Genomic DNA, 13,836 nt, shown 5'->3' on the forward strand with positions numbered 1-13,836 from the left:
CGTCCGACCCCTTGGAGAAACCATGAGACATACCGTCGCGATCGCCGGCGTGCTGGTCGCCGGACTCGCCTTGTCCGCCTGCAGTTCGGGTCAGGAGACCACCGGTGCGGGCAAGCCGGTGGCGGGCCAGACGCTGACCATGGCGCTGGGCGCCGACCCGGGCAACCTCGACCCGCAGTTCACCTCGCTGTCGATCACGAAGCAGGTCGACGCGTTCCTCTACGACTCCCTGGTCAACGTCGACGGGACCGGGAAGCAGGTGGCGGGTCTCGCGGAGAAGTGGGAAGGCACGACGACCACCGCGAAGTACACGCTGCGCAAGGGCATCACCTGTCAGGACGGCAGCCCGTTGACCGCGAGCACCGTCGCCGAGAACATCAACTTCGTCGGCAACCCGGCCAGCAAGTCGACCCGGATCGGCGTCTTCGTCGCACCGGGCGCCAAGGCCATCGGCGACGACGCGGCGGGCACGGTCACCGTGACAGCGCCTGCTCCCGACGCCTTCCTGGTCCGCAACATCGGCGGTCTGCACATCGTCTGCAGCGAGGGCATGAAGGACCGCACCCTGCTCAAGCAGGGCTCGGACGGCACCGGCCAGTTCAAGGTCACCGAGGCTGTCCCCGGCGACCACTTCACGCTGACCCGCCGCAAGGAGTACGCGTGGGGCGCGGGCGACTTCAAGGCCGAGCAGCCAGGGATGCCGGACAAGGTGATCCTCAAGGTGGTGGCGAACGAGACCACCGCGGCGAACCTACTGCTCGCCGGGCAGGTCAACATCGTCGCCATCGCCGGTCCCGACAAGCAGCGGCTGGAAGCGCAGAAGCTCTTCACGCGCACGCTGGGTACTCCGTTGGGTGAGCTCTGGTTCAACCAGAAGGCAGGCCTGCCGACCGCTGACGTCGCCGTGCGCAAAGCGTTGACGCAAGCCCTCGACCTGGCTCAGCTCGGCAAAGTGCTGACCAGCGGAACCGGTAAGCCGACCACCAGTCTGACCGTTCCCGGTACGGGTCCCTGCAACGACGACACCGTCACCGGCAACCTGCCCGGCCACGATCTCGACGCGGCCAAGGCAGGCCTCGACGCGGCCGGCTGGAAGGCGGCCGCCGACGGCATCCGGGCGAAGGACGGCGCCAAGCTCACCTTGGTCTTCTACTACCCGACCACCCTTGGCCCGACCATGCAGTCGGGTGCGGAACTGCTGCAGAAGGCGTGGAAGGACCTCGGCGTCGACATCTCGCTCAAAGCCATCTCGACCGCCGAGCTCAGCACCATCGTCCTCGGCGGCCAAGGCACCTGGCACGCCGGCCTGATCCCGCTGACGACCAACTTGCCCAGCCAGCTCGTCAGCTTCCTGTCCGGCACCGGGCCGCCGAACGGCAGCAACTTCTCCTCGATCAAGAACCCCCAGTACGACGCGGGGGTCGCCAAGGCGGCCAAGATCGCCGGAGCGGACGGCTGCGCCGAGTGGGCGGGCGCGGAGCGCGCGCTGTTCGAGCAGGTCAACGTGGTGCCGTTCGTCAACTCCACCGTGCCGATCTTCGCCAAGGGCGCGACCTTCGAACTGAACGACGGCGTCGACCCCGGATCGATCCGGATGCTGGCGAGCTAGTGGCGACGACAGTCAACGTCTCCGGTACGGCGGCGAACTTCACCACCCATCCGTGGGTGCGGTTCGCCGCCCGCCGGCTCGGGCGCCTCGTCGGGTCCGTGCTGGTGCTGGTCAGCGCGGCATTCCTGATGATCCACCTGATCCCCGGCGACCCCGTACGAGGAGCGCTCGGACCGGCGACGGCGCAGAGCGTTGTCGACGCCCAGCGCGAGTCGCTCGGCCTCAACGACCCGCTGTGGCAGCAGTACCTGCATTTCCTGCAACACCTCTTCACCGGCAACCTCGGTACGTCAATCACCACGGGCCTCCCGGTCTCCGACGTGATCCGGGATCGCCTCCCGGCCACGCTCCAGTTGGCCGTCGCTGCCTTCCTTGTCGCCGTACTCATCGCGCTGCCGGTCGGCCTGGCCATGGGTGTACTCACCCGGGCCGGGCGCCGGCCACGCACCGAGCTGACCTTCACATCGGTCACAGTGGTGATGGCCGCGATCCCTGAGTTCCTGCTGGCCGTCGGGCTCGTCTACCTCTTCGCCGTGAAGCTGCACTGGCTGCCAGTAGCCGGACGCGGCAACTTCTCGTCGTACCTGCTGCCTGTTCTTTCACTCTCAGTCGGACCGGCAGCGGTGCTTGCACGCATCTGTCGCGTGGAGCTGCTCGCAGTACTGCAGACGGACTATCTGCGGACTGCGCGGGCCAAGCGACTTCCTGCTGTGGCTGTTTACCTGCGGCACGCGCTGCCTAATGCAGTGACGGCCACGATCACCTTGGGCGGTCTCCTGCTGGGCGGGATGGTTGCCGGGACCGTACTGGTCGAGAACGTCTTCAGCTGGCCGGGACTGGGCAGCACGATCGTGTCCTCGATCCTGGCCAAGGACTACCCGCTGGTGCAGGGCGTAGTACTCATCTATGGCGCAGGCGTCCTGCTGGTGAACCTGACGGTCGATGTAGTCCTCGCCCTGCTGGATCCGCGATCGACCATCCGGGAGAGCTGATGAAGAAGACAGCTCGATGGATTGCAGTACTACGTACGCCGGTCGGCGCCGGCGCGGGAGTGCTCCTACTCGCAGTACTGCTGCTCGCTCTCGTCGCTCCCCTGCTGTGGACTCACCAGGCGACCGCGATCGACACCGAGCACTTGCTGGAAGGCAGCTCCGCACAGCACTTGCTCGGCACCGACAGTCTCGGCCGTGACATCTTCTACCGGGTCCTCGTCGCCTCCCGTACTTCGATCCTGCTTGCCTTGGTAGCGACCTTGATCGCGGTCGTCTGCGGACTAGCGCTCGGCTGTGCACCGACAGTGCTGGGTCGGCGCGGTGGCCGCCTGGCCACGGCCGTGGTGAACATCGCGGTCGCGTTCCCAGGCCTGCTGCTCGCGCTGTTCTTCGCGGTCATCTTCGGAGTGGGCGCGAAAGGCGCAGTACTGGCCATCGGTTTCGCTGGAGCACCGTCGTTCGCGCGACTGACGCAGACCCTGGTGGCCGGTGTCGCGCAGCGGGACTTCGTCGCGGCCGCGCGGATCGCGGGGGTCGGGCGGTTCCGGATGCTGCCGCTGCACATCCTCCCGAACATCGCCGAACCGCTCGTGGTGAACGCGACGATCGGTGCCGGCGGCGCCTTGCTCGCCTTTGCCGGCCTGTCGTTCCTCGGCCTGGGCGTCCAGGCACCGGCGTACGACTGGGGCCGGTTGATGGGCGAGAGCCTCAACAGCATCTACGTGCATCCGGCCGCCGCGCTGGCGCCTGGTCTGGCCGTAGTCATCGCCGGCCTGGCGTTCAACCTGTTCGGAGAGGCTGTCGCGAAGGGCTTCGGCGTACCGGTCCTGAAAGGGTTGCCGGACAGAGCGCCGGAGACCAGGCCGGCTGCGCCGGTTCACGACGATGACGTCCTGGTCGTCAAAGACCTGTACGTCAGCTTCCCAGGGCCGGTCACACCGGTCCGCGGGATCAGCTTCACGATCGGCAAGGGCGAGATCGTCGGCGTGGTCGGTGAGTCCGGCTCGGGCAAGAGTCTGACCGCGCTCGCCGTCGCCCAGCTGATCGAGTCGCCCGGGCAGGTGCGGGCGTCCGAGCTGTCGTTCCTCGGTGCGCCTCTGCTCGGCCGGGCCGCCGTTCGGAGTACTGCGGCCGCTCGGCGACGCCTGCTGGGTACGTCGTTCGCGATGGTGTTCCAGGATCCGATGACGTCGTTCAACCCGACGAAGCGGATCGGGGTCCAGCTCACCGAAGGCGTTCGAGAGCATCAAGGATTGTCCCGGCGGCAGGCGATGAGCCGGGCGATCCACCGGCTCCGGGCCGTCCGGATCCCTGAGCCCGAACGGCGAGCGCGGCAGTATCCCCATGAATTCTCGGGCGGGATGCGGCAGCGGGCGATGATCGGGATGGGCCTGATGGGCACGCCCGCGCTGATCGTCGCCGATGAGCCGACCACCGCGCTCGACGTCACCGTGCAACAGCAGGTGCTTCAGCTGCTCGAGCAGATCCGGACGGAGAACGAGGTCGCCATACTGCTGATCAGCCACGACATCACGGTCGTCGCACAGGTCTGCGATCGCGTCCTGGTGATGTACGCCGGACGCATCGTCGAGGACCTGCCTGCGAGCGACCTCGTGACCGGGGCCCGCCATCCGTACACGCGGGCGCTGCTGGCCGCGGTACCGGATCTGGACACGCCGCTCGACGAGCCGCTGGCCGTGATCCCGGGGCGGCCGGTGGATCCGGCTCACTTCCCGACCGGGTGCGCGTTCGCGGCGCGGTGTGAGTTCGCCGAGGATCGGTGCCGCAGCGAGGACCCTTCGCTGGTCGGGCACGGTCCGGTACATCAGGTGGCCTGCTGGAACCCGCAGGGTTCGGCGGCCTGGCAAGCTCGGTATCCAGGCACCGAGTCGATCCGGACGGGGCAGCTATGAGCGAACTGCGTTTCGACCAGGTGTCGGTCCGGTTCGGCACGGGCAGCCGCGCGATGACCGCGGTCGACGGGGTCGACCTGACCGTCCCGTCCGGCCAGGTGGTCGGACTGGTGGGCGAATCTGGGTCGGGCAAGACGACACTGGCCCGTACGGCGGTCGGGCTGGCCGAGCCGTCGTCGGGGCGGATCCTGCTGGACGGCGTACCGATCGACCATCGGGCCCGGCCGAATCGGGCCGCGGGCAGACCGCTGCAGATGGTGTTCCAGGATCCCTACTCGTCACTCGATCCGCGGATGACGATCGGCGACTCGATCGCCGAAGCCATCCCCCGGTCGCCGAGGAAGCATCAACGCGAGGAGGTCGACCGGCTGCTCGAGCTGGTCGGGCTCGATGCCGGCCGGGCGACCGCCTACCCGGGCGCGTTGTCCGGCGGTCAGCGGCAACGGGTCGCCATCGCCCGCGCGCTGGCCGGGCAGCCCGACGTGATCATCGCCGACGAGATCACCTCGGCCCTGGACGTCTCTGTTCAGGGCACCGTGCTCAACCTGGTCCGCTCGTTGCAGCGGGAACTCCAGCTGTCGATGCTGTTCATCTCGCACAACCTGGCCGTCGTCCGCTACGTGAGCGACCTGATCGCCGTGATGTACCTCGGGCGGATCGTGGAATTCGGGGCCGCCCACGAGGTCCTCGGCAACCCCCAGCACGCCTATACCCAAGAGCTTCTCGCGGCCGCACCTCGCCGCACGACTTCGCTACCGCCGCATTCAAGGAGGACTTCCCCGTGACCCGACGTCTGCGCATCGACGATCTGACCGAACTCGTAGTACCGGAGCAGCCGGCTCTGTCGCCCGACGCGACCCAGATCGCTTACGTACTGCGGACCGCTGACCTGGAAGGCGACCGGATGCTGCGCAGCCTGTGGCGCGTACCAGCGTCCGGTGGCGAGCCGCAGCAGCTGACCAGAGGCGATGCCGACAGCACTCCAGTCTGGTCGCCCGATGGGACGCAGCTGGCGTTCCTGCGCGCCAAGGACGGCCCTGCACAGCTCTGGCTGCTTCCGATCGGCGGTGGTGAGCCCGAGCAGGTGACCACGCTGCCGCTCGGTGCAGGGGCGCCGCAGTGGAGTCCGGACGGGACCCGCATCGCCTTCAGTGCACCAGTGGACATTGCCGGTCTGGACGACAAGGCGCGTGGCCATACGCCGATCGTCACCGAGCGGCTGGACTACCAGGCCGACGGCGCCGGCTGGCTGCGTACGATCCGCAAGCACCTCCATCTGCTCGACGTCGGTACGAAGAAATGCAGGCAGGCCACCGAGGGTGACTGGCACGCCGGTGCCCCGGCTTGGTCGCCAGATGGCACCAAGCTGGCCTTCGGAGCCATGACCGCTCCCGACGCCGACCTCAGCCCGACAGCACCGGCGTACGTGCTCGACGCGACCGACGAGAAGGCACAGCCTCAGCTGGCCGGCCTCGCCGAAGGCCTGGCCGGTCCGGTGCTCTGGACAGCTGACAGCGAGTCGCTGCTGATCGTCGGCAACCTCGCCGGTCCGGTCGGACACGCGGGCTTGCTACGACTGACGCTCGGCGCCGGCCAGGTGGAGAATCTTGCAGCGCCGCTCGATCGCAACGTGATGCCCGGCGGACCGGCCTACCCGGGTGCACTGCCGGTCCTCATCGACGACGGCCAAACGGTCCTCTTCGCCGTCCGCGAGCGCGGCTGCAGTCACCTGTACTCCGTACCGGTCGCCGGCGGCGCGCCAGAGCTGGTGCTGGGCCGGGCAGGTCAGAACGTTTCCGGCCTCACGGTCGCGGGCGGGACCGCTGCGCTCGTGCTGACCACCGAGACGTCGTACGGCGAGATCGTCACACTGGACCTGTCGAGCAGCACGGTCACCCCACGCACGTCGTACGGCGAGAAGCTGGCCGACGTGGAGCACTTCGCCAGGGAGGAACGCGAGTTCACCGTCTCCGACGGCACGGTGGTGGCCGGCTACCTGATCCGCGATCCTGCGGCGACCGGGCCGCAGCCGCTGCTGCTCGACATCCACGGCGGTCCGCACAACGCGTGGAACGCGGTGGCCGACGAGGTGCACCTCTACCACCAGGAGCTCGCGGCCCGGGGCTGGACCGTCCTGCTGATGAATCCGCGCGGCAGCGACGGCTACGGCGAGGCGTTCTTCAACGCCGCGCTCGGCGCCTGGGGCACCGCGGACGCGAAGGACTTTCTCGAGCCGCTCGACGAATTGGTTGCCGAGGGCATCGCTGACGGCGACCGCCTCGCCGTGGCGGGGTACAGCTACGGCGGCTACCTGACCTGCTATCTGACGAGTCGCGACAACAGGTTCGCGGCGGCCGTCACCGGTGGCGTGGTCAGCGACCTGACCAGCATGGCCGGTACGTCGGACAGCGGCCATTTCCTCAGCGCCTACGAGCTGAACGGCCCTGGTGACTTCAGCGCGATGTCTCCGTTCAGTCAGGTCGACAAGGTGAAGACGCCGACTCTGGTGCTGCACGGCGACGCTGATGTGCGTTGCCCGGTGGGCCAGGCCCAGCAGTGGCACACCGCGCTGCGCGAGCAAGGTGTGCCAACGCAACTCGTGCTGTATCCGGACGCGAGTCACCTCTTCATCGTCGAGGGCAGGTTGTCGCACCGGCTCGACTTCAACCGACGGATCCTCCAGTGGGTCGAGCAGTACGCCGGTGACGCGGCCGGTCCGCGTCGCGCCCGGATCGACGTCGCGCACTGGCAGCACCGGCTGGACACGCTCGCGGCGAAGCATGGCGTACCGGGTGCGACTCTCGGCATCCTGCGTCTGCGGTCCGGGGTGGATGACGAGTTGGTCGAGGCCGCGACCGGAGTCGTCTTCAAGGACACAGGTCTGGCGACGACCGCCGATTCGGTCTTCCAGATCGGGTCGGTCTCGAAGGTCTGGACGGCGACGCTGGCGATGCAACTCGTCGACGAGGGGCTGCTCGACCTGGACGCGCCGATCATCGAGGTACTGCCGGAGCTCCGGCTGGGTGATCCCGATGTCGCCAAGCAGGTGACGATGCGGCATCTGCTGACGCACACCAGCGGGATCGACGGCGACGTCTTCACCGACACGGGGCGCGGTGACGACTGCCTGGAGAAGTACGTCGACGGGCTGGCCGAGGTCGCCCAGAACCATCCGCTCGGCGCCACCTGGTCCTACTGCAACTCCGGCTTCTCACTGGCCGGCCGGGTGATCGAGAAGCTCACCGGCAAGACCTGGGACCAGGTACTGCGAGAGCGGATCATCGTGCCGCTCGGGCTCGACCACACGGGCACGCTGCCGGAGGAGGCGCTGCTGCATCGAGTCGCGGTCGGGCATGTCGGCGAGCCCGGCGAGGAGCCGACGCGGGCGCCGGTCTGGAGTCTGCCCCGGTCGGTGGGACCGGCGGGCACGATCCACTCGACGGTTGCCGACACCTTGGCCTTTGCCCGACTCCATCTGAATGGCGGAAAGGCCCCGGACGGCACTCAACTGCTGCGCGAGGAGACCGCGACGCTGATGGCCGCGAAGCACGCTGACCTGCCGGACAAGTACATCCTCGGTGACTCGTGGGGACTCGGCTGGATCAGGTTCGGCTGGGACGGTCAGCGGTTGCTCGGGCACGACGGCAACACGATCGGCCAGGCCGCCTTCCTGCGAGTGCTCCCCTCCGAAGGGCTCGCCGTGGCGCTACTGACCAACGGCGGCAACACGCGTGATCTGTATCAGGAGCTGTACCGCGAGATCTTCGCCGAGCTCGCCGACGTGTCCATGCCGGCGCCGCTTGCCCCGCCGGCCGAGCCGCCGGTGGTCGATCTGCACCGGCACGTCGGCCGCTACGAGCGGGCGAGCACTCTGGAAGAGGTGCTGGTCCGGGACGGGCAGGCGATTCTGCGGACGACGACGACCGGGCCGCTTGCCGAGCTGATGCCGGAGCCGACGCACGAGTTCGACCTGATCCCGGTCGACGAGAGCGGTGACTTGTTCGCCGTCCGGCCGCCGGGGTCGCTGACCTGGATGCCGGTGACGTTCTACTCGCTGCCCACCGGCGAGAAGTACCTGCACGCCGGGGTCCGAGCCACGCCGAAGGTGAGCTGATGGGCTCGCTGGTCGAGCAGCTGCGGGCTGCGTTGCCGGCGTTGCTGGCCGATCTGGAGACGTTGGTGACCTGCGAGTCGCCGTCTTCGGATCTGCCGGCGGTGGCTCGGAGCGCGGACGTGGTTGCCGAGCTCGGGAGCCGCCTGCTCGGCAGCGCACCGGAGTACGTGGTCGTCGATGGCCGGACGCATCTGCGCTGGCGGCTCGGCGACGCGCCGTCGCGCGTGCTGGTGCTCGGGCATCACGACACGGTCTGGCCGATCGGCTCGCTGGCGACGCATCCGTTCGTGATCGAGGACGGCGTACTGCGTGGGCCTGGGTGCTTCGACATGAAGACCGGTCTGGTGATGGCCTTCCATGCGATCGCCGCATTGCCTTCTTCTTCAGGCGTGACGCTGCTGGTGACGGGCGACGAGGAGTTGGGATCGCCGACGTCTCGCGCGCTCATCGAGGAGGAGGCGGCGGGTTGCGTCGCCGCGCTCGTTCTGGAGGCGTCGGCGGACGGTGCTTTGAAGTTGGAGCGCAAGGGTGTGTCCACCTACGAGATCAGGATCCTCGGTCGCGCCTCGCACGCAGGACTCGAACCGGAACTCGGGATCAACGCCAGCATCGAGGCCGCGCATCAGATCCTCGCCGTCAGCCAGCTCGGCGATGCTTCGCTCGGGACGACCGTGACGCCGACTTCCTCGACCTCCGGTACGACGAGGAACACGGTGCCCGCCGCTGCGGCCTTCCAGGTCGATGGGCGGGCCCGAGAGGTGGCGGAGCAGCTTCGGGTGGATGAGGCGATGCATGCGTTGACGCCCGTGCTCGCCGGAGCGTCGTTGGAGATTCTCGGTGGCCCGAACCGGCCGCCGCTGGAGCGGAAGATGTCCGAAAGCCTTTATCTGCGGGCTTCCGGTCTCGCTGCGGACCTCGGGCTCGAGCCGCTGCGGGAGATCTCCGTCGGTGGTGGATCCGACGGCAACTTCACGGCCGGCATCGGTACTCCGACCCTGGACGGCTTGGGTGCTGTCGGTGGCGGTGCCCACGCCGATGACGAGCATGTCGTCGTGGCCGAGATCGCGCCGAGGACGGCCTTGCTGACCGCGCTGATCGCCGACTTGCTGGACAGACCGTGAGCGCCCCCGACAGCACCGGCCTGGTGGAGATCGGCCTGTCCGACGCTGCCGCCCGGGACAGCTTGGCGGCGGCCCGCCTCCGCCGGAGTACAGGTCCGGGAGCTTCGGGAGCTGGCGGAGCTCGACGAGGTCTATCGGTTGTACGACTCGATCTGGCGTCCGGATCCGAAGAACCCGCCGGTGACGACGGAGCTGCTGCGGGCGTTGACGAAGGCGGGCAACTACGTCGGCGGGGCCTACGACGGCGACGAGTTGATCGGGGCCTGCGTGGGCTTCTTCGAAGCACCGGCCGAGGTGGCGATGCACAGCCACGTCGCCGGGGTGTCCGGGGCTGCTCGCGGGCGCAATGTCGGGTTCGCGTTGAAGCTGCATCAGCGGGCGTGGGCGTTGCAGCGGGGCGTGCGCGCGATCTCGTGGACGTTCGATCCGCTGATCCGGCGGAACGCGTACTTCAACATCGTGAAGCTCGCGGCGCGACCGACGGAGTACCTGACGAACTTCTACGGGTTGATGGACGACGGGATCAACAACGGGGACGACAGCGATCGGCTGCTGGTCCGGTGGCAGCTCGATACGCCCGAGGTCGCGGCAGCGGCCGGACGGCGACCGGCCGCGGGGCTCGAGTTGTCCGAGGCAACGATTGTGCTGGCGCGGGCGGAGGACGGGCGGCCGTTGATGGGTTCTACGCCGGACGGCGGGACGCTGCTGGTCGCAGTACCGGTTGATGTCGAAGGGTTGCGCGGTACCGATCCCGCGGCGGCGAAGGACTGGCGGGCGGCGACGCGTGAGGTGCTCGGTGGATTGCTGGCGGACGGTGCCCAGGTGACCGGCTTCGACCGGTCCGGCTGGTACGTACTCGAACTTCCTGGAAAGGGACTGGTGTGATGAAGCTGACCGGAGTCGAGTTGCGGCGGATCTCGTTGCCGTTGGTGGCGCCGTTCCGGACCTCGTTCGGGACCGAGACGACGCGCGACGCGGTGCTGGTCCGGGTCGTCAGCACCGAGGCGGAGGGGTGGGGCGAGTGCGTCGCGATGAGCGGGCCGCTCTACTCCTCGGAGTACGTGGACGGGGCCGTCGACGTACTGCGGCGGTTCTTCGTCCCCGCGCTGGGTGCGGTGGAACGGCTTTCGGCGGTTGGGGTCGCGCCGGCGCTGGCCAAGTTCCATGGGCATCGGATGGCGAAGGCGGCGCTGGAGACCGCGGTACTGGATGCTGAGTTGCGCGCCGAGGGACGACCGTTGGCTCGTGAACTCGGGGCTGTGCACGACCGGGTGCCGTGTGGAGTGTCGGTCGGGATCATGGATTCGATCGGCGAGCTGCTGGACGCGGTCGGTGGGTATTTGGATGAGGGGTATCTGCGGATCAAGCTGAAGATCCAGCCCGGCTGGGATCTCGAACCGGTCGCCGCTGTGCGGGAACGCTTCGGGGATGTGTTGCTGCAGGTCGACGCCAATACGGCGTACTCGGTGGCGGATGCCCGGCACCTGGCGCGGCTCGACCCCTTCGACCTGCTGCTGATCGAGCAACCGCTGGACGAGGAGGACATCCTTGGGCACGCGGAACTGGCTCGGCTGATCAAGACTCCGGTCTGTCTGGACGAGTCGATCACCTCGGCGCGTTCGGCGGCCGCTGCGATCTCGCTGGGCGCCTGCTCGATCGTCAACGTGAAGCCTGGCCGGGTTGGCGGTTACTTGGAATCGCGTCGGATCCACGACGTCTGCGTCGCCAACGGGATCCCGGTTTGGTGCGGGGGGATGCTCGAGACCGGCCTCGGCCGAGCCGCCAACGTCGCCCTGGCAGCCCTCCCCGGCTTCACCCTCCCCGGCGACACGTCTGCCTCCAGCCGCTACTACAAGACCGACATCACCACCCCCTTCACCCTCCAGGACGGCCACCTTCCTGTCCCCACCGCGCCTGGCATCGGGGTAGTCCCCCTCCCGGACGAACTGGCTGCCGTCACCACCTCCACCGAATGGCTCCCGCTCTAAGCCGGGCCCCACCACCTCGCGCGATCCCCCTTCCCAGCGGGATGCCTCCCACCCCCCGCAGGGTTGGCCCACCCCCCACGGGGTTCGCCCACCCCCCACGGGGTTCGCCCACCCCCCACGGGGTTCGCCCACCCCCCACGGGGTTCGCTCCTCGTGTGGGGGTTCCCCCACTGGTCTAGCAGTGGGCGAACCCCACGAGGGGCGGGCTAACCCCGCGGGCAGGGGGGAAAGCAGACGGAGGCGGGTTGGCTGGGCGCGGTGGCAAGGGTGGCCGACTAGCTTCTGCACGAAGTTGTTGGATCGGACAAGCTGGAGCGCCAAAACTGTGGGTCCGGACGAACTAGAGTGATGGTTCTGCTTCTAGGTTCGGAAGGGTGCTGCTTTCCGTGACGAATCGGCCTCGTGCCAGCCTCGGCCGGGTCCTCGACGACCTCGGCGACACCCTGCTGGAACTGATCCACGGCGATCCCGACCAGACGGCGGACATCGGTGGGGTGGTGATCCACGATCCCGTCGACGAGACCGTGCTCCCCCGGCACGCCCTTGTTCTGGGCGTCGGGCTGCAGGAACCGTCACTCATCGCCTGGCTGCTGCACGATCTCGGTCGCCAGCAGGCAGCCGGTCTGGTCGTCCGCTCCCCCATCATCCCCGACGCGACGATCACCAAAGCGGTCGCCGAGTCAGGGGTCGCGCTGCTCGGTCTGACCCGCGGCGCGACCTGGGACCAACTCGCCGTACTGCTTCGCTCGGTCCTTGCCGAAGGCGACGTAGGTGTCGCGGAGCGGGAGACTCTCGGCGGCATGCCCTCCGGCGACCTCTTCGCCCTGGCCAACGCGGCCGCCGCGCTGCTCGATGCGCCGGTCACCATCGAGGACCGCAGCTCCCGCGTGCTCGCCTTCTCCGGCAGACAGGACGAGGCCGACAACGCCCGCGTCGAGACCGTACTCGGCCGCCAGGTGCCGCAGCGCTACTCCCGCTTGCTCAACGAGCTCGGGGTGTTCCGCGAGTTGTACCGCACCGATCAGCCGGTACACGTCCCGCCGCTGCCGATCGGCAAGGACGAGTTCACCATCCCCCGGATGGCGGTCGCGGTCCGCGCCGGCGACGAGATCCTCGGGTCGATCTGGGTCGTCGTCCGTACACCGCTCACCGAGGAACGCACCCAGGCCCTCTGCGACGCCGCCAAACTCGTCGCCCTCCACATGCTCCGGATCCGCGCCGGCGCCGACGTCGAACGCCGGCTCCGCGCCGACCTGGTCAGTACTGCGCTCGAAGGCGGCGCCGGAGCCCGCGATGCTCTCGATCGCCTCGGGCTGGCAGATCAGCCCGTCGTGGTACTGGCTCTCTCCCTGCTCCCTGCCCACCACGCCAGTCAGTCCGCAGCGTCTGACTCCATCGGTGGGGTAGCCGGGCTCGCCACCGAACGCCAGCGCCTGGCCGATGCCTTCGCGATGCACCTCGGCGCTGTGCACCCCCGCTCAGCCGCCGCGCTGGTCGGCGACGTCGCGTACGGGTTGGTACCGGTGCGTGCCGATCGCGCCGACGGCGAGGAGAACGCAGTACGGATCGCGAAGGACTTCCTCGACCGGATCGGCGATCGCGTCACCGCCACGATCGGCGTTGGGCCCGTCGTACGGGAGAACTCGCGCCTCCCGCACGCCCGCGCTGGAGCCGACCGCGCTCTCCGTGTACTGCGAACCGGCCGCGGTTCTCAACGCGTAGCCCGGCTGGCCGATGTCCACGTCGAGACCTTGCTACTCGAACTACGCGACCTGATCGAAGCCCGCGGGGACCAGCCGACCGGCCCGATCGCGCGCCTGATCGCGTACGACCGCGAGCACAAGTCCAACCTGGTCGAAACCCTCCGAGCCTGGCTGGACGCCTTCGGCGACGTCATCGCCGCAGCTGCCTCCGTCTACGTCCACCCCAACACCTTCCGCTACCGCCTCCGCCGCCTAGCCGATGTAGGCGCCCTGAACCTGGACGACCCAGAGGCCCGCTTCGCCGCCATGCTCCAACTCCGGGTCATCCCGCCACCCCGCAACCGCTAGCTCGTCCCGAGCGACAGGTAATAGCACCCGAAACGCCGCGGGTGGCAC

Annotated in this window: 9 protein-coding genes; all 9 read left to right on the plus strand. The window is 68.6% G+C overall.

Going from position 1 to position 13,836, the window contains the following annotated elements:
• Positions 1 to 22: 22 nt before the first annotated feature.
• Complete coding sequence (locus tag F1D05_RS06940; protein WP_185446513.1) at positions 23 to 1,609, plus strand: ABC transporter substrate-binding protein; 1,587 nt, start codon at positions 23 to 25, stop codon at positions 1,607 to 1,609.
• On the plus strand, positions 1,609 to 2,601 hold the full coding sequence (locus F1D05_RS06945; RefSeq protein WP_185446514.1) for an ABC transporter permease: 993 nt from the start codon (positions 1,609 to 1,611) through the stop codon (positions 2,599 to 2,601). The genes F1D05_RS06940 and F1D05_RS06945 overlap by 1 nt, the downstream gene beginning before the upstream one ends.
• Complete coding sequence (locus F1D05_RS06950; RefSeq protein ID WP_185446515.1) at positions 2,601 to 4,514, plus strand: dipeptide/oligopeptide/nickel ABC transporter permease/ATP-binding protein; 1,914 nt, start codon at positions 2,601 to 2,603, stop codon at positions 4,512 to 4,514. The genes F1D05_RS06945 and F1D05_RS06950 overlap by 1 nt, the downstream gene beginning before the upstream one ends.
• Positions 4,511 to 5,299, plus strand: a complete 789-nt coding sequence (locus tag F1D05_RS06955) for an ABC transporter ATP-binding protein (RefSeq protein ID WP_185446516.1) — start codon at positions 4,511 to 4,513, stop codon at positions 5,297 to 5,299. Before F1D05_RS06950 ends, F1D05_RS06955 begins: the two co-directional genes overlap by 4 nt.
• On the plus strand, positions 5,296 to 8,628 hold the full coding sequence (locus F1D05_RS06960; protein ID WP_185446517.1) for an LpqB family beta-propeller domain-containing protein: 3,333 nt from the start codon (positions 5,296 to 5,298) through the stop codon (positions 8,626 to 8,628). Before F1D05_RS06955 ends, F1D05_RS06960 begins: the two co-directional genes overlap by 4 nt.
• The gene (locus tag F1D05_RS06965) at positions 8,628 to 9,749 is read left to right on the plus strand and encodes a M20/M25/M40 family metallo-hydrolase (protein WP_185446518.1); all 1,122 of its coding nucleotides are present in this window, start codon (positions 8,628 to 8,630) and stop codon (positions 9,747 to 9,749) included. The genes F1D05_RS06960 and F1D05_RS06965 overlap by 1 nt, the downstream gene beginning before the upstream one ends.
• A 111-nt stretch (positions 9,750 to 9,860) precedes the next feature.
• On the plus strand, positions 9,861 to 10,634 hold the full coding sequence (locus F1D05_RS06970) for a GNAT family N-acetyltransferase (protein ID WP_428995023.1): 774 nt from the start codon (positions 9,861 to 9,863) through the stop codon (positions 10,632 to 10,634).
• Positions 10,634 to 11,737, plus strand: a complete 1,104-nt coding sequence (gene menC / locus F1D05_RS06975; protein ID WP_185446519.1) for an o-succinylbenzoate synthase — start codon at positions 10,634 to 10,636, stop codon at positions 11,735 to 11,737. Before F1D05_RS06970 ends, menC begins: the two co-directional genes overlap by 1 nt.
• A gap of 386 nt (positions 11,738 to 12,123) precedes the next feature.
• Complete coding sequence (locus tag F1D05_RS06980; protein WP_246486482.1) at positions 12,124 to 13,788, plus strand: PucR family transcriptional regulator; 1,665 nt, start codon at positions 12,124 to 12,126, stop codon at positions 13,786 to 13,788.
• Positions 13,789 to 13,836 lie beyond the last annotated feature (48 nt).

The sequence above is a fragment of the Kribbella qitaiheensis genome (genome assembly GCF_014217565.1).
GTDB classification, from domain to species: domain Bacteria; phylum Actinomycetota; class Actinomycetes; order Propionibacteriales; family Kribbellaceae; genus Kribbella; species Kribbella qitaiheensis_A.

Bases quoted from the DNA above. Each gene is read 5' to 3' on its own strand.
- F1D05_RS06965 (WP_185446518.1), top strand. From the start codon at position 8,628: ATGGGCTCGCTGGTCGAGCAGCTGCGGGCTGCGTTGCCGGCGTTGCTG.
- menC (WP_185446519.1), top strand. From the start codon at position 10,634: ATGAAGCTGACCGGAGTCGAGTTGCGGCGGATCTCGTTGCCGTTGGTG.
- F1D05_RS06955 (WP_185446516.1), top strand. From the start codon at position 4,511: ATGAGCGAACTGCGTTTCGACCAGGTGTCGGTCCGGTTCGGCACGGGC.
- F1D05_RS06940 (WP_185446513.1), top strand. From the start codon at position 23: ATGAGACATACCGTCGCGATCGCCGGCGTGCTGGTCGCCGGACTCGCC.
- F1D05_RS06950 (WP_185446515.1), top strand. From the start codon at position 2,601: ATGAAGAAGACAGCTCGATGGATTGCAGTACTACGTACGCCGGTCGGC.